Consider the following 15901-nt stretch of genomic DNA (forward strand, 5'->3'; position numbering starts at 1 on the left):
GAGACATCCGCTCGCCTCGATGCGAAAAACGAAAATGCCGGAACACTTTCGTGTTCCGGCATCCAGTTTTTGAGATTTTGGTCGGGCTAGCGGGATTTGAACCCACGACCTCTTGACCCCCAGTCAAGCGCGCTACCAACCTGCGCCATAGCCCGTGATTCCTCATTCCGCCCCGTGCTCAGGGCGGGTGAAGCACCTCCAAAAGACTACCCCATGAAAAGCACGGAAAGCGAATCGGGACGTCCTCTTCCGCAAAGCGTGATGCATGCCTCATCGAAGTACATGAGCCCGCAGCGAACCCGGAGGCGATCTCCCGCGTCACCACTCCTCCGCGCCGCAGGTCGCCGGTTCAAATCCCGCTAGCCTCAGACCATGACCTCCATCGTCACGCCCTTCCCCGACCCGGGCCGCGTCTTCACCGATCAGTCCTGGATGGAACGCGTGCTCGCCTCCATTGCGGTGGTGGAACTCGAGGATGGCACCACGTTCCCCGTGGTGATTCCGTTCGAGCCTGCCGTCGGCCGACTCGGCGAGCGGACCAGGGACGTGCACACGGTCTTCGCATCTGCCGACCGGATGGGGTTCCGGTTGCTACCCAACGGCACGGTCGACTTCTTGGGCGACCCGGAGTTCTTCGAACTGATCCATCGCGCACAACGGAATCAACGCTCCCGAAGTCTGACCGCCTTCTATGAGGACCAGTACGCGGGGTTCCATTCGGCGCGTACTTCGGGCGTACTGCCGGACGGATGCATCGAGGAGTTCGACCCGGACCTGGCGTGGTTGGACCAGGACATGATTGACGACCCCGCCGGCGATGACGGCGATGACGGCGATGACCTCGGCTTCGACGTCAACGCTGCCGTAGCGGCCACCAGGGAGACCATGCCCAACGGGACCCCCTTCACCAAGGTGCTCACGGTGGACCCCAGCGCACTCCTTCCCCGCTCCAACGGGACCTTCACCGTCTGGTGGGAACCAGCCAGTTCCACCGTGCTGGTCACCCGCAACGACTGAGCAACCTCGGCACCCCGACCCTAGTAACCCAGCCCCAGCATCAGCACCCTGGCGGCACACAAGCAGCCAAGCACGTCATACCGCCTCGTCGCCTCCGCCACAGTCGCCGGTGCCGCCGCCGACACATTTCCCGAAGACAGATCATGAAGGAGTAAGGTTCAAAGCGTCTTGTATACAAGATGTATGGAAGAGAACGAAGGACACCACGTGCAGGTCAACCAACCGGCCAAGCAGCCAGCCGCCCAGCGCGCCTACCACCACGTCAAGTCGCTCCTGCTCGACGGTGCGGTGGAGCCAGGACAGATGCTCTCCGAGGGCGACATCGCGGCCAGCCTCGGGATCTCCCGGACTCCGGTCCGTGAGGCCTTCACTCGCCTGCAATCGGAAGGGTGGCTGCGCCTCTATCCACGCCGCGGCGCCCTGGTGGTGCCGGTGGACCCCAACCAAACCCGAGATCTGGTCGATGCCCGCGTGCTCCTGGAATCCGAATCCGTCCGGACCGTGGTCGACAAGGCTCAGGCAACGGATCGAATCGGCGTCATCCAACGCGTCACCGATGACTTGGAGAACATCCTGAAGCAGCAGCGCGAGGCCCTGGATGCCCAGGACCTCGCCGCGTTCAGCCAGGCCGACCTGGCCTTCCACCGCGCCATCATCGAGGCCTCCGGCAACAGCATCTACGCGCGTTTCCAGGACGCGATCGCCGACCAGGAGACACGCATGTCCGTACGGTCCCTGTGGCGTTCGCCGGAGGCCGCCCGGCGGGTGGTGAGCCAGCACGCGGAGCTGCTCACCGCCGTCGGACACAAGGATGTCGACGCATTCCGTGCCACCCTGCGGAACCACCTGATGGACATCCATTCCGACCTGATCACCTGAGACTCCGCACCAGATCACCCGACATCGATACCCGCTCGAAAGAAGCAACTCCCCCTCATGACCGCAATCAAGGTCACCCCGCCCACCGCTCCCCTACCCACGCGACCCTGGTTCCGCGTGGCCTTCGGCGTCTTCGCCGTTGCATGGTCCGGCAACGAATTCACGCCGCTGCTCAACCTCTACCGACAGGTGGACGGTCTTAGCGCCACCGCCGTGTTCATCCTGTTGGGCGTGTACGTGCTCGGGATCGTCCCGGCGCTGTTGGTGGGCGGTCCCGCATCGGACAAATATGGCCGACGACCCGTGCTCGCCTCCGCACCCTTCATCGCCGCCGCCGGCTCCGCCGTGCTCGCCTTCGGCGCGCACTCCATGGCGCTGCTGCTGATCGGCCGCATTCTCTCCGGTATCGCCTTGGGTTTGTGCATGGCCGTGGGCACGTCCTGGATCAAGGAACTCTCGCAGCCGCCCTTCGAGTCAGGCAATGTGCCGGGGACGGGCGCCAAGCGGGCCGGGTTGTCGCTGACCATCGGCTTCGGGCTCGGCGCGGTGATCGCCGCCGCCCTGGCCCAATGGGCTGCGCATCCCACGCTGCTGCCCTTCATCATCTCCGGGCTACTGGGGCTGTTGGCCGGGTTCTGGCAGCTACCCACCCCAGAGACCGCCGGACCGGGGCATTCCTCGCGGGTCCCGGATCGTCTCATCACTGCGCTGAAGGTCCCGTCCTCTGCGGAACGCCGCTTCCTGCTCGTGGTCCTGCCCACCGCGGCCTGGGTTTTCGGAATGTGCGGAGTGGCCTACGCCGTGCTGCCCGCCCTATTGGATGACAAGGTGTCGGCCGCACCCATCGGTTTCTCGGGGCTGATGTGCCTCGTGACGCTCGGCGTCGGATTCGTGACGCAGCAGTTCGCCGGCCGCATGCACCGCACCCGGTCCTCCCACGGACTGCGGGTGGCCATGGCATTGACCGTATTGACGCTGGCGATGGCCGTCGTCAGTGCCGTCACCGTCTCCATCTGGTTCTCCGTGCTCACCGCCGCTGTGGCGGGCGTGGCCTACGGCAGCCTGCTGCAGGGCGGACTGCGTGAGGTACAGAGCATCGCCCGGGCAGACGACCTGGCCGGACTCACCGGCGTCTACTACTCCATCGCCTACGTGGGGTTCTTCCTCCCGATGGTGCTTTCCATGGTCTCGGATTGGCTTCCCTACGCCTGGTCGCTGGCCGTTCTGGCAGTGTTGGCCGTGGCCGAGTTGGTGGTGATCTCGGTCTTCTCCGGGCTGCACCCCAAGGCGCGCTTCGTTCTGGCCCGAGTGCGCCGCGCTGCCGGACGGGCCTGAGCACACCAGTACCATGATGCTTACCGGCCACGGCCACCTATGCCTGCAACGACAACGGAGTCGCTCATGCCCAGACCAGTCGCACTCGCCCCAGCACACCGACTGCGTCCGGTCCCCACGCCACTCGCTCGCGTGCTGACCGGTAGTTGCGTGGCCCTGATGGCCGCCTCGATGCTCGCGTCCTGCGCCAAGGACGAGCCACCCGTGGTGGACCTCGCCCAACCTCCCACGTCACTGAACCAACTCGGTGGAAGGATCGCAGTAGAGAACAGCGCAACAGCGGACCGAGCGATCCCATCCGCCTGTGATCTACTGACCGACGCCACGGTCAAATCGGTGTTCCCCCAGGCCGAGACCGTGTCCCACGTGGCCTCGAGCATCGACCTGGCTCGCCCCTTCTCGGATGAGGAGCCCACCCCGATTCCCGAAGCCCACTGCACCTTCACCATCGACCTTCCGGTGGGATCACTTGAGAAGGATGCCGGGTCCGTCGAGGTCGTCATCGGTCCCCGGGACTCGGTGGTGCAAGACGACGCCTTCACCACAGGAATCGACGACGACCTCGTCGACGGGACCGCAGGGCTGCAGATCCGGCCCGGAAGCTGCTCCAACGCCTCCTCCAGCGCGGTTCAATGCGTGTCTGCCGATGACCTGTTCAGCTTCTGGGTCAAGACCTCACTCCCCCGCCACACCCCGTCCAAGGTCTCCGACGACGACCACTACCGCAGCAACGGGCTGACGGAGAGGTTCCGCTCACACGACAAGGAAGCCAACGAGTTGCGCCGCACCTACCTGGGAGCAGAGGTCTCGCGCCCCTTGGCCATGAGCATTCTCTCCCGGCTGGACGGCAGGGAACGCCACCCCCAGTAGTTCGGCGCGCAGCGCCACCCATGTACGACGACGGGGCTCACCTACCAGCGGTAGGTGAGCCCCGTCGTCGTACAGTGCCCCGAAGGGGCCTGGCGATGTCAGGCCAAAGGTCAGTCCGTGCCGGCGTCGAAGGCCGCTGCGTTGGAGGCCGAGTTCAGCGCGGCGTTGGTGGACTCGCCACCGGCGGCGATGGCCTCGGACTCACCGATCTCCATCTTGCCGACCAACTCCGCGGTCTCACCGGCCACGATGCCCTGCGCAGCGTACTGCTCAAGGCGGGACCGGGAATCGGCGATGTCCAGGTTACGCATGGTCAGCTGACCGATGCGCTCATCCGGGCCGAACGCGGCGTCTCCGACGCGCTCCATGGACAGCTTCTCCGGGTGGTAGGAGAGGTTGGGACCGGTGGTGTCCATGATCGAGTAGTCGTCGCCACGACGCAGGCGCAGCGTGACGGAACCGGTGACGGCGGAGGCGACCCAGCGCACGATGGCCTCGCGCTGCATGAGGGACTGCGGGTCCAGCCAGCGGCCCTCGTACATGAGGCGACCGAGCTTGCGACCCTCGTTGTGGTAGGTCGCGATGGTGTCCTCGTTGTGGATCGCGTTGACGAGGCGCTCGTAGGCAGCGTGCAGCAGCGCCATGCCCGGGGCCTCGTAGATGCCGCGGGACTTGGCCTCGATGATGCGGTTCTCGATCTGGTCGGAGATGCCAAGGCCGTGACGGCCACCGATGCGGTTGGCCTCGTGCACCAGGTCCACAGGCGAGGCGAATTCCTGGCCGTTGATGGACACCGGCACACCCTCGTGGAAGGTGACCGTGACGTCCTCGGTCTTGATCTCGATTGCTTCGTCCCACGGGGCAACACCCATGATGGGTTCAACGATGGTCACGCCTGCGTTGAGGAACTCCAGGTCCTTGGCCTCATGCGTGGCACCCCAGATGTTGGCGTCCGTGGAGTAGGCCTTCTCGGTGGAGTCGCGGTAACCGTAGCCATGGGCCAGGAGCCACTCGGACATCTCCTTGCGGCCACCCAGCTCGGTGACGAAATTGGAGTCCAGCCACGGCTTGTAGATGCGCAGGTTCGGGTTGGCCATCAGGCCGTAGCGGTAGAACCGCTCGATGTCGTTGCCCTTGTACGTGGAGCCGTCGCCCCAGATGTCCACACCGTCTTCCTTCATGGCGCGCACCAGCATGGTGCCGGTGACCGCGCGACCGATGGGCGTGGTGTTGAAGTACGTCTTACCGCCGGAGCGGATGTGGAACGCACCGGTCTGCAGGGCGGCGATACCCTCCTGCACCAGCATCTCCTGGACATCCACCAGGCGGGCGATCTCCGCGCCGTATTCCTTGGCGCGGTCCGGGACGGCGTCGATATCCGGCTCATCGGGCTGGCCGATGTTGGCGGTGTAGGTGCAGGGGATGGCGCCCTTGTCGCGCATCCAGGCAACGGCCACGGAGGTATCGAGGCCACCAGAGAAGGCGATGCCGACACGCTCGCCAATGGGCAGGGAGGAAAGGACCTTGGACATGCTCCCCATGCTATCCGCTGCCGCTGCTCCTCACCGAGTTGGTGAAGCGGGGGTGCGGTGTGATCTGCCGCGCTGAATCCGTACACTCCGGGACACGGCGGCAAGGTCGTACCCGAGCAGTTCAAGGAGGATGCCGCATGTCTAACACATCTGTACTCCTGCTCCCCGGAGCCTGGATGGGCGGCTGGATCTGGGAATCCACGCTCACCTCGCTCCAACACCGTGGTCTGGAGGCCCACACCATGACCCTCGCGGGCCTGGCGCCCGGAACCACACGCGCCCAGGCATCGTCCGTGACGTTGGAGGAACACGTCGAACAGCTGGTGGGTCGGCTCCGCTCCCTCGAGAGCGGCCGGATCGTGGTGGTCTCCCACTCCTATTCCGCGGTGGTCGCGGAGATCGCCTCCCGGCGGACGAACGATGCCGTGGCCGGCGTGGTGCATCTGGGCGGATTCGTCCCACGGCCGGGCCGATCGCTGTTGGACGAATGGGGCGGGTCCGAGGCCGAAAGAGCCCAGGAACTGGCAGACATCCAGGGGTCAGGCAATCTGTGGATGCCACCGACGGCCGAGATGCTGGCTTCCGAACCCGGCCTGTCCCGGGACCAGCGAGCCTGGCTCACCGAACGCTTCATGCCGCATCCAGGATCCACCGTCACGACACCGGTTCCGTCCTCGGCCGGGACCGCGGCGATCCCGACCACGTACGTGACGCTGTCCCCCACGGACGACGCAGAGCAGGCTTGGCGCGACGCCCCGGCCGCAGCCGTGTCCTCACCATGGAACCGGCGGCACCTGAACAGTGGGCACTGGCCCATGCTCTCCTCCCACGAGGACACCGTGGAGCTCTTGGTCCAGGAGATCGATCGATTCACGCGCTAGGTGGCGCGGAGCTCGCTACCGGCCCGGCAGGAAACAAAGGTGCCCGACGGCGGGAGTGGACTCCCGCCGTCGGGCACCTGGGGCTTGCGCTGTCAGCGCTTGTTGCGCCCGCGCTTCTCACGCACGCGCATCTGAATCTCGATCGGCGTGCCACGGAACTCGAAGGTCTCACGCAACCGACGCATGATGAAGCGACGGTAACCCGGGTCCAGGAAGCCCGTGGTGAAGAGCACGAACTTGGGCGGACGCGAGGAAACCTGCGTGCCGAAGAGGATGCGAGGCTGCTTGCCGCCACGCAGCGGGTGCGGATGCGCGGCCACGAGCTCACCCAGGAAGGCGTTGAGCTTACCGGTCGGGATACGACGGTCCCAGGAATCCAGCGCCAACTCCAGGGCGGGAACCAGCTTGTCCTTGTGCCAGCCGGTCTTGGCGGAGATGTTCACGCGCGGCGCCCAGGCCACGTGAGCCAAGTCCTTCTCGATCTCGCGCTCCAGGTAGTGGCGGCGCTCATCATCCATGAGGTCCCACTTGTTGAAGGCCAACACCAGGGAACGCCCGGAGTCGATGACCTGCTGCAGGATGCGCTGATCCTGCTCGGAGAGGACCTCGTCAACGGCCAGCAGCACCACTGCGACCTCGGCCTTGTCCAAAGCGGATGCCGTGCGCAGGGACGCGTAGTAGTCGGCGCCCACGGCCATGTGCTGGCGGCGGCGCAGGCCGGCGGTGTCCACAAAACGCCACGTTTTCCCACCGAGCTCCACGAGTTCGTCCACGGGATCACGTGTGGTGCCTGCAACGTCGTTGACGACCACACGTTCGGAGCCTGCCACCTTGTTCAGCAGCGAGGACTTGCCCACGTTGGGGCGGCCGAGCAGGGCCACGCGGCGCGGGCCACCCTCCGGCAGCGGGTCGCCGTAGGCGGATTCCTCCGGGAGTACCTCCAGTACGGCGTCCAGCGCGTCACCGGTGCCACGACCGTGCAGCGAGGACACGGGCCACGGCTGACCGAAGCCCAGTGACCACAGTGCGGCGGCGTCGGCCTCCTGGGAGGGGCCGTCCACCTTGTTGGCGATCAGCACCACGGGCTTCTTCTTGCGCCGCAGCATCTTCACGACGGCCTCGTCGGTGGCGGTGGCGCCCACGGTGGCATCCACCACGAGCATCACGGCATCGGCCACGTCCACGGCGCGCTCGGCCTGGTCCGCGACCATCTTGTCGATACCCTTGGCGTCGACTTCCCAACCACCGGTGTCCACCAGCGTGAAGTCCTGGCCGGACCATTCGGCCTCGTAGGAGACGCGGTCACGCGTCACGCCGGGGACATCCTCCACCACGGCCTCACGACGGCCGATGATGCGGTTCACCAGAGTGGACTTACCGACGTTGGGCCGGCCCACCACGGCCAACACCGGTGGGATCGGCGCGTCCTCGTACTCGTAGTCCTCCCACGCCTCATCGCTGAGGAGCGCGTCGTCGCCGTCCTCGAGGTCGTAGTCGGCCAAGCCGGCACGGAGGCTCGCGGCGCGGGCGTCGGCCTCCTCATCGCTCATGGCGGCGACGCGCTCCGCGACGTCGTCCTCCTCGTAGCGGAAGTCTTCGCCCTCGTTCTCGGGACGTTGGTTCATGGTGTCCTCCCGGACTGCATGCGGTGAGTGTGACCCATCAGGGTCACGTGAATACTACTTCCCGTTTGGTTCCTACCAATTCTGGTCAGATCGAGCGCCATCGGAGCGTGATTTGACCGATACTGATGAGATTTCAGGAAGGTGTGGGATCTGCACCCCTCAGAGGTGGCCGGCCTGGCTCTCCACCGAAGCGATGACGGCCTGGACCGTCTGCTCAAAGTTCAGGTCGGAGGAATCCACGAGTTCCACGCCGGGCGCGGCCTCGGTGAAGTTCACCACCGAGGAATCCTTCTTGTCGCGATCGGAAACCTGCTTGGCCAGGGCCTCAGCGGACTGCGAGTTGTTCAGCTGCAGGCCACGACGGGCCAAACGCACCTCCTCGCGAGCGGTGAGCAGGATGCGAGCCTCTGCGTCCGGAGCCACCACGGTGGTGATGTCGCGCCCCTCTGCCACGATGCGCCCTGCCGCCACGATGGCGGCACGCTGGCGAGCCACCAGGTTCGCCCGGACCTCCAGATTCGTGGAGACAGCGGACACGGACTCGGAGACGCGCGGTTCGCGGATCTCCCGGGTCACGTCGCGTCCGTTGACCACCACGGTCTGGCCGTCCGGGGTGACGGTCAGGTCGATCTGAGCCGCCCGCACGGCGTCCGCCACTGCTGACTGGTCGTTCAGGTCCAGCCCGGACTCCAGGGCTGCGAAGGTCACGGCACGGTACATGGCACCGGTGTCCAGGAACGCGATGTCCAGGCGACGGGCCACCTCCTTGGAGACGGAGGACTTACCGGACCCTGCGGGGCCGTCGATGGCGACCACGAGGCGCTCGTTGCTCACTTACTTCACTGCCTTTCGAGTGCTGACACACGTACCTGACGCACGGACGGGTTCATGCCCGCTTGTGGACCCGTTGCTGGTCCATGATCTCACCGGCGTCACTGGACGATCTTCCAACCACGCTCGGTGAGCGCGTGCACCAGGTCGTCGCGACGGCCGGGGAGCACCTGCACCTCCACGAGGCCCACCTGGTGACCGGCGGAGTGCTCCATCCGCAGATCCTCCAGGTTGACGCCCTCCTCGCCGATCTCGGCAAGGAGTCTGGCGATCTGACCGGGTTTGTCATCCACGATGATGCCGATGGTCGCGAAGGACTGCGGTGGGGCACCGTGCTTGCCCGGAATGCGGGCTTGACCGGCATTGCCCTCCCCCAGCAGTTCCGCCAGGTCCAGGGCGGATCCGGGGGCCTTCGGAGCGGACAGCGTCGCGATGAGCCGATCAAGGTCCGCGCGCAACCCGGACAGGATCGGCACCAGATTGGTGGCGTTGTGGGCCAGGATCTGGATCCACAAGGCCGGGTCGGAGGCCGCGATGCGAGTCGTGTCCCGCAGCCCGTTGCCTGCCAGCGACAGGGCCGACGCCGGAGCATCCAGCAGTCGCGAGGCCAACAAGGACGAGGCGATCTGCGGGAAGTGGGACACCAGCGCCACGGCTTGATCGTGCGCGTCGGCATCCATGCTGATGACCGACGCCCCGAGGTCGGCCCCCGCGGCCTTGGCCAGGCGCACCGAGCGCTTGGAGGAGGTCGGATGTGCAACGACCACCCACGGCATCGCCGTGAACAGCTCACCGCGCGCCGCGGACGGGCCCGAACGCTCCCGACCGGCCATGGGGTGCGTCCCCACGTACCGGGTCAGGTCGTCCTCCGACACGCTCGGGTCGGCGCGCAGCGCCTCCAGGATGGAGGCCTTGACGGAGGCGATGTCCACCACGGTGGCCTCGGCGAACTCGTGCAGGGCCGCCGCCACCACGGTGGCGGTGACATCCGGCGGGGTCGCGACGATCACCAGTTCTGGTCGGAAGTCCTCATCCTGGCCAACAACGCGTCCGGCACCCAGGTCTTCCGCTACCCGCTGAGCTGTCGGCGAGGCGTCGCGCAGGGCCACGTCCAAGCCGCAGTGCCGCAGGCCCAGGGCCGCGGAGGCACCGAGCAGCCCGGTACCGATCACCAGGACCGGGCCCGAGAGGTAGGTCGCGGCGTCCGCCGGAGAACCGGCGCTCGGGCTGGTCACAGGCCGACCTCTGCGAGCAGGTGACCCACTTCCGTACGACCGAGCTTGCGCAGCGAACCCTGACGCTGGTCACCCAGACGGATGGGGCCGATCTGCATGCGCACCAGGCGCAGCACCGGGAAGCCGACGGCGTCGAACATGCGGCGCACAATACGGTTCTTACCCGAATGGAGCACCACCTCGACGAGCACCTTACCGGGGGTGGAGTCCACGAGGCGGAACGAGTCCACAGAGGAGTAGCCGTCCTCGAGCTGCACACCGTCGCGCAGCTGCTTGCCGACGCCCGCAGGCATCGGTCCACGCACCTGCACCAGGTAGGTCTTGGGCACCTCGAAGGACGGGTGCGTCAGGCGGTGAGCCAGCTCGCCGTCATTGGTCAGCAGCAGAAGGCCCTCGGTCTCGTAGTCCAGACGACCCACGTGATACAGACGCTCGGACTGGCCCTCGCGGAGGAAGTCGGAGATGTCACGGCGGCCCTCGTCGTCGTGCATCGAGGACACCACACCGGCCGGCTTGTTGAACACGAAGTAGACGAGGTCCTCGTTCAGCTGCAGACGCACACCGTCCACGTGCACGGTGTCCTCATCAGGCTTCACGCGCACACCCAGCTCGCGGACCACCTTGCCGTTGACCTCCACACGACCCGTGGCGATCATCTCCTCGCACTCACGACGCGAGGCCACGCCGGCGTGGGCCATGACCTTCTGCAGACGCTCGCCGTCGGGGTTGCTCACTCGCGGGGTCGCGGTGACCGGCTTGGACGGGCCGCGGCGGCGACGCTTGTGATGCGGAACCGGACCCAGGTCCTGGCCGAAGCGCTCGTCCTTGAAGGGCTTCGGACCCTTCGGTGCGCGGCGAGCCTGCTGCTCGGCCGCACGCTGCTCCTTACGCTGGGCGGGAGTGCGGGCCGCGTTGCCGCGACGCACCTGGCCGCGCTGAGGGCCGCGGGGACCCTCATCCTCGAAACGCGGTTCGTCGCGCTTAGGGCGGGGTGCGCTGCTGCGGTAGTCACTACGACGGTTGTCGCGGTAGTCATCGCGACGGTTGCCACCGCGGTTGTCGCGGTTGTCATCGCGACGGTTGCCACCGCGGTTGTCGCGGTTGTCGTCGCGACGGGCCTGCGAGCCGCGCCCACGGCCACCGTCGCGCTCGAAGTTGTCACGGTTCTGGTTGCCGCGGCCGGACTGGTTCCCAGCCTGGTTTCCGCGGCGACGGGGATCATTCGACGAGCCGGGTTTACGGGTCATCTGCCTCAACGTCCTTGCTTGGATATATGGATTCGGGACCGGCGCCACGCCTGCCCTCGATGTGGTGTGTGCGCCATCGTTGTCCGATCGTGAATCGGGTTCCGCGCACTCGTTGGCCCGACCTTGGCGGTGAGCGCAACCCACCTATTCTCCCAGAGCGGTGAATCCAGTCCAAGGGATTCCGGTGGTGATCTCCACTTCACCGCCCCTGTCCGGCTGCACCGCCGCACTCCTTACCGAAAAGTACGGATCGTGTCGGTTGTCAATGGTTCAGAGATCCTCCGCCAGAACCTGATCCAGGTTCTCCACGCCCGGGAGCAACGGGGACAGTTCCGGCAGTTCTTCGATGGAGTCCAGACCGAGATGTTCAAGGAACGCCGCGGTGGTCCCGAAGAGCACCGCACCCGTTGCCTCGTCCTCGCCGCGTTCCTCGATCAGCTTTCGTGTCACCAAGGTTCTCACCACACCATCCACGTTCACCCCGCGGATCGCTGCGATGCGGGAACGAGAGACAGGCTGCCGGTAGGCGATCACCGCCAATGTCTCCAACGCCGCCTGCGAGAGACGCGCCGTCTGCCCCTGCAGCACGAAACGAGACACCGAGGTCTCGTGACCGGCACGGGCTGCGATGCGCCAACCTCCGCCGGCTTGCCGCAGCTCGAAACCGTGCATGCGGCCGCCCTCGCGCAGCGTGCCGTCGTACTCGGCACGCAGGTGATGCAGCATCCGGTCAACGTGGTCAACCGGGCGTTCAAGGGTCTCTGCGAGCTTTTCCACAGAGACGGGGGCATCCACGACCATCAGCACGGCCTCGAGTCCAGCCAGTTCCTCTTCGGTGATCTGCATCAGTCCTCCTCCCCCGCGTTCTGCCCGGATGCGGGAGTTCCTATGTAATCGTCCTCGATCCCGGCTGCGGCGTCCCAGTCCTCGCGCCCGAGCCAGTGCACCACGAGTTCCGTCAGTGGCGCCACTTGTTCGAAGCCCACTGCCCGATCCCGGTACATCTCAAGCAACGCCAGGAACCGGGCGATCACCACGAGGGAGGCCGAGGCGTCTTCTGCGAGGTCGTGGAAGTTGGCGACGCCTGCTTCCCGCAGCCGCGCCGCGATGATGCCGGCCTGTTCCCTCACGGATACGGGTTGAGCGTGGATGTGCTCGATGTTCACGCCATCGGGTTCCTCCGGCTTGCGCGCCAGCGCTTTCTCCGCGATCGCAGCGAAAGCTTCCGGCGTGGTGTTCCACACCAATTCGGGCAAATGCCGCGTGACGTCGGGATCATCCGGAGCCACCTGGCGCGGAATGTGTGTCCGACCGCGATCCAACAGGTCCGCCAGCGTCCGTGCGGCTTCCTTGAACGCCTTGTACTGCAGCAGCCTCGCGAAGAGAAGGTCCCGAGCCTCCAACCGGGCGAGGTCTTCCTCGTCCTCCACCTCACCGCGCGGCAACAGGCGCGCGGCCTTCAGGTCGAGCAACGTGGATGCCATCACCAGGAATTCGGTGGTCTGGTCCAGCACGTCCGCGCCGATCTGCTCAGACAGCGCTTTGACGTGCGCGATGAACTCATCGGTCACAGTCGCCAACGCGACCTCGGTGATGTCGAGGTCGTGCTTGCCGATCAGGTTCAGCAGCAGGTCGAACGGCCCGGTGAAATTGGCGAGGCGGACTTGGAAGCCGGGCACGCCGGCGTCGGGCATGGCAATTTCCGTGCCCGACGACGCTACCTCCTCACCCGCGACCGGCGCCTTCGGCGCCGTCGCAAGCTCCACGAGCGGGTCAGGGAGCTCCGCCACGAGCGATGAGCTCCTTCGCGAGGCGGCGGTAGGCCGCAGCACCCGCGTGCCCCGGGGCGAACGCGGTGATGGGTTCAGCCGCCACGGTCGCGTCGGGGAATTTCACGGTGCGGCGGATGACGGTCTCGAAGAGCTTGTCCCCGAAGGCCTCCTCGAGCCGACCGAGCACCTCGCGGGAGTGCAGGGTTCGCTGGTCGTACATGGTTGCGAGCACACCGTCGATCTGCAGCGAAGGATTGATGCGATCCTGCACCTTGTCGATGGTCTCCGTCAGAAGGGCCACGGCACGAAGGGCAAAGAACTCGGCGGTCAGCGGGATGATCACACCGTGCGAGGCGGCGAGCGCGTTGACGGTCAGCAGGCCCAGAGACGGCTGGCAGTCGATCAGGATGACGTCGTACTGGTCGCTGACCTTGCGCAGTTGGGAGGCCAGGACCTGCTCGCGGGCCACCTCGTTGACCAGCTGGACCTCTGCCGCGGAGAGGTCGATGTTGGCCGGGAGCAGGTCCACGTTCTCCACCTGCGTGTTCAGGATGGCTTCATGGATCTCCGCGTGGCGATCCATCAGCACGTTGTAGACGGTGAAGTCCAAGTCGTGAGGGCTGATGCCGAATCCGGCGGAGGCTGCGCCCTGCGGGTCGAAGTCCACCACCAGTACGCGGCGGCCGAACTCGGCGAGCGCTGCAGCAAGGTTGATGGTGGAGGTGGTCTTGCCGACGCCACCCTTCTGGTTGACCATCGCGATGATGCGGGCAGGGCCGTGCTCCGTGAGCATGGGTGGTTCGGGGAGCTTGGCGAGGGGACGACCGAGGGCGTTGATCTCCTGCATTCCCCCGGGGGCCGGGACACGTCCGAAGGCGTTGGGGTCGCTCACGTTGCTCCTCATCCTTGTCTGCTCGTTTGCTTCGTCTGTTGTGGTGGCTTTGGCGGGGCCTCAGGTGGCGTACTGCCGTGTTCCTGCGTTCCTTGTGTCCGGGGCGGTCGGCGTGACCGGCCGCCGCCGGTTGTGGCTGGTGAGGCGTGATCCCAGATACGTGCTTCGATCTTGCTGAAGCCTGCTGATTCGATTGCCGTACCTGCCGGTACGATGCGGTTTCCAGGGGATTCCGGGTACACCGCTCACCTGGCCTCACTTTAATAGCGTGGACGTGGTGCACGTGGGACTGGTGTGCTTCCCCGGCGAGCCTTTACGTTGAAGTGGAACTCGAGGGTTTGGCGGTTTTCCGTGGTTTCCGGGAGCGTTAGGCACCCCTGCCTGGGGAGCCCTCTCCACGACACACCAGCGCCGTGCTCTGTCCTAATTGATCTCTACCATTCTGATTTGCCCCACCAGAATCGAGTTGCCCCACGATCCTGTATCTCCCCCCGTCCTGCGACGGCGGCAAACGAGGAAACAAGGGGCAATCCTGAGATCACGGGGCAAACTGCTTGCAGGTACTTGTCCACAGCCGCTGAACTTGCTCTGGTCACATTGGGATCACCTGACAATGCTGTTCTGCATGGGAATGAACGATCACGTTTTCAAGCCACCTCAGTTCCGCACGGATGCACTGATCGACCGCGCAGCAACAACCTCCTTCGATCGAGACCTTCGCTCAGGCAGATCTGTGAGACTGGCCGGTGATTGGTGCATCCTCACCTGTGATTGGGAAGCGCTCGCTGCTTGGGAGCGTACGGAGGTCATGGCCGCTGCGCTGGTTCTCGCCAGGCCGCAGACCTACTTCACGGGGCTCACCGCCATGCAGTTACGCGGCTTACCTGGTCCCACTTCTCAGCGTTGGATCCATACCGGAACGTCTGATCGCCACCACGTTGGGCTGCTTCCGGACACCTTTCGGGCTCGCGGAAAGGCGACCAGAACGTGGCGGCCTCCACGTCGCTTTGCGGAACTGTGCAGGCAACCGTGGGACGCCAAGGTGTATCGGGTAGGTGCCGCCTTTCGGGTGGTCTCGCTGGAGTACGCGGTGGTCCAAGCTTGCGTACATGCCGATTTCCACGATGCCTTGACGGGAGTCGATGCCGTTCTTGGTGCCGCAGGAAGCTGTTCGCTTTCTCGTGAGGAATTGCTGGATACAGCTGGAAAATGGCCAGTGGGAACCCAACGGCACCGGGCGTGCAGCATCATCAAGCTGGGGAACGGACTATCGGAATCACCACGGGAATCTCTGGCCCGATCGATGTTCTTGCAACTCGGCGTGCCGATGCCTGTCCTGCAACACGAGTTCATCCATCCGAACGGGAAGAAATCTCGCGTCGATTTCTGGTGGCCGCAGTTGGGACTGATCGTGGAATACGACGGGTGGGGAAAGATGGAGGGGCCGCAGAGCCGTGAAGCGATGCGACGTGAGCGCATCCGGGACGAAATGCTCCTTGCGCGACCGGAGGTCAAGGCCATCGTCCATCTGACTGATGCCGACACCGCCTCTCCCCACCAGCTTCTCAACAGGCTTTCGCGGTACGGGCTGTGGGATGACCCAAGAAATCGTGTCCGGATCCCGGTTTCACGGCGGACCGAAACTCTGAATGACCTGATGAAGACCGGCCAGGCAGCGTGATCACCCCCTGAACACCAGAAAACCCCTGGAAGTCGTTTTTTACCCCCGCGTGGGACGGGGGCATAACAAACAAACAGGGGGGAATACGGGTTGAAGAGGGTTAA

At 65.5% G+C, this 15901-nt stretch carries 14 protein-coding genes and 1 tRNA gene; 6 read left to right on the top strand and 9 right to left on the bottom strand.

Going from position 1 to position 15901, the window contains the following annotated elements:
* Nucleotides 1-78 precede the first annotated feature (78 nt).
* Nucleotides 79-155: transfer RNA gene (locus Q0A15_RS14645), tRNA-Pro, on the bottom strand.
* Nucleotides 156-372: 217 nt separating this feature from the next.
* Between Q0A15_RS14645 and Q0A15_RS14650 the strand changes: the two genes are divergently transcribed.
* The 4 genes from Q0A15_RS14650 to Q0A15_RS14665 all read left to right on the top strand — a co-directional run bounded on the left by Q0A15_RS14650 (nt 373) and on the right by Q0A15_RS14665 (nt 4101).
* Entirely contained in the window at nt 373-1017 is a 645-nt protein-coding gene (locus Q0A15_RS14650; RefSeq protein ID WP_291280262.1) for a hypothetical protein, read from the top strand.
* A gap of 183 nt (nt 1018-1200) precedes the next feature.
* On the top strand, nt 1201-1896 hold the full coding sequence (locus tag Q0A15_RS14655) for a GntR family transcriptional regulator (protein WP_291280263.1): 696 nt from the start codon (nt 1201-1203) through the stop codon (nt 1894-1896).
* 57 nt (nt 1897-1953) lie between these two features.
* Entirely contained in the window at nt 1954-3231 is a 1278-nt protein-coding gene (locus Q0A15_RS14660) for an MFS transporter (protein ID WP_291280264.1), read from the top strand.
* Between the two features lie 66 nt (nt 3232-3297).
* Complete coding sequence (locus tag Q0A15_RS14665; RefSeq protein WP_291280265.1) at nt 3298-4101, top strand: hypothetical protein; 804 nt, start codon at nt 3298-3300, stop codon at nt 4099-4101.
* A 110-nt stretch (nt 4102-4211) separates the two neighbouring features.
* Here Q0A15_RS14665 and argG read toward each other — a convergent pair whose 3' ends face one another.
* Complete coding sequence (argG, locus tag Q0A15_RS14670) at nt 4212-5633, bottom strand: argininosuccinate synthase (protein ID WP_291280266.1); 1422 nt, start codon at nt 5631-5633, stop codon at nt 4212-4214.
* A 137-nt stretch (nt 5634-5770) separates the two neighbouring features.
* Here argG and Q0A15_RS14675 point away from each other — a divergent pair, with 137 nt between their 5' ends.
* Nucleotides 5771-6514, top strand: coding sequence for an alpha/beta hydrolase (locus Q0A15_RS14675; RefSeq protein WP_291280267.1), 744 nt, complete (start codon nt 5771-5773; stop codon nt 6512-6514).
* Nucleotides 6515-6606: 92 nt separating this feature from the next.
* Here Q0A15_RS14675 and der read toward each other — a convergent pair whose 3' ends face one another.
* The 7 genes from der to Q0A15_RS14710 all read right to left on the bottom strand — a co-directional run bounded on the left by der (nt 6607) and on the right by Q0A15_RS14710 (nt 14071).
* A complete protein-coding gene (gene der, locus Q0A15_RS14680; RefSeq protein WP_291280268.1) occupies nt 6607-8139 on the bottom strand; it encodes a ribosome biogenesis GTPase Der in 1533 nt (510 codons plus the stop codon).
* A gap of 159 nt (nt 8140-8298) precedes the next feature.
* Complete coding sequence (gene cmk, locus Q0A15_RS14685; RefSeq protein WP_291280269.1) at nt 8299-8973, bottom strand: (d)CMP kinase; 675 nt, start codon at nt 8971-8973, stop codon at nt 8299-8301.
* A 98-nt stretch (nt 8974-9071) separates the two neighbouring features.
* On the bottom strand, nt 9072-10205 hold the full coding sequence (locus tag Q0A15_RS14690) for a prephenate dehydrogenase (RefSeq protein ID WP_291280270.1): 1134 nt from the start codon (nt 10203-10205) through the stop codon (nt 9072-9074).
* Complete coding sequence (locus Q0A15_RS14695) at nt 10202-11452, bottom strand: pseudouridine synthase (RefSeq protein ID WP_291280271.1); 1251 nt, start codon at nt 11450-11452, stop codon at nt 10202-10204. The genes Q0A15_RS14690 and Q0A15_RS14695 overlap by 4 nt, the downstream gene beginning before the upstream one ends.
* A gap of 270 nt (nt 11453-11722) precedes the next feature.
* Nucleotides 11723-12298 (bottom strand): SMC-Scp complex subunit ScpB, encoded by a 576-nt coding sequence (gene scpB / locus Q0A15_RS14700; protein ID WP_291280272.1) that lies wholly within the window; start codon nt 12296-12298, stop codon nt 11723-11725.
* On the bottom strand, nt 12298-13242 hold the full coding sequence (locus Q0A15_RS14705) for a ScpA family protein (RefSeq protein WP_367273409.1): 945 nt from the start codon (nt 13240-13242) through the stop codon (nt 12298-12300). The genes scpB and Q0A15_RS14705 overlap by 1 nt, the downstream gene beginning before the upstream one ends.
* Nucleotides 13226-14071 (bottom strand): ParA family protein, encoded by an 846-nt coding sequence (locus tag Q0A15_RS14710; RefSeq protein ID WP_291280276.1) that lies wholly within the window; start codon nt 14069-14071, stop codon nt 13226-13228. Before Q0A15_RS14710 ends, Q0A15_RS14705 begins: the two co-directional genes overlap by 17 nt.
* Before the next feature lie 1114 nt (nt 14072-15185).
* Here Q0A15_RS14710 and Q0A15_RS14715 point away from each other — a divergent pair.
* Entirely contained in the window at nt 15186-15797 is a 612-nt protein-coding gene (locus Q0A15_RS14715; protein WP_291280273.1) for a hypothetical protein, read from the top strand.
* The last annotated feature ends 104 nt before the right edge of the window (nt 15798-15901 follow it).

This window comes from Galactobacter sp., assembly GCF_022712295.1.
Classification (GTDB): domain Bacteria; phylum Actinomycetota; class Actinomycetes; order Actinomycetales; family Micrococcaceae; genus Galactobacter.

What these genes read in the sequence shown, in the direction of transcription:
- Q0A15_RS14695 (WP_291280271.1), bottom strand. Translation starts at nt 11,452, where the DNA reads ATGACCCGTAAACCCGGCTCGTCGAATGATCCCCGTCGCCGCGGAAAC.
- argG (WP_291280266.1), bottom strand. Translation starts at nt 5,633, where the DNA reads ATGTCCAAGGTCCTTTCCTCCCTGCCCATTGGCGAGCGTGTCGGCATC.
- der (WP_291280268.1), bottom strand. Translation starts at nt 8,139, where the DNA reads ATGAACCAACGTCCCGAGAACGAGGGCGAAGACTTCCGCTACGAGGAG.
- scpB (WP_291280272.1), bottom strand. Translation starts at nt 12,298, where the DNA reads ATGCAGATCACCGAAGAGGAACTGGCTGGACTCGAGGCCGTGCTGATG.
- Q0A15_RS14655 (WP_291280263.1), top strand. Translation starts at nt 1,201, where the DNA reads ATGGAAGAGAACGAAGGACACCACGTGCAGGTCAACCAACCGGCCAAG.
- Q0A15_RS14660 (WP_291280264.1), top strand. Translation starts at nt 1,954, where the DNA reads ATGACCGCAATCAAGGTCACCCCGCCCACCGCTCCCCTACCCACGCGA.
- Q0A15_RS14650 (WP_291280262.1), top strand. Translation starts at nt 373, where the DNA reads ATGACCTCCATCGTCACGCCCTTCCCCGACCCGGGCCGCGTCTTCACC.
- Q0A15_RS14675 (WP_291280267.1), top strand. Translation starts at nt 5,771, where the DNA reads ATGTCTAACACATCTGTACTCCTGCTCCCCGGAGCCTGGATGGGCGGC.
- Q0A15_RS14710 (WP_291280276.1), bottom strand. Translation starts at nt 14,071, where the DNA reads ATGCAGGAGATCAACGCCCTCGGTCGTCCCCTCGCCAAGCTCCCCGAA.
- Q0A15_RS14665 (WP_291280265.1), top strand. Translation starts at nt 3,298, where the DNA reads ATGCCCAGACCAGTCGCACTCGCCCCAGCACACCGACTGCGTCCGGTC.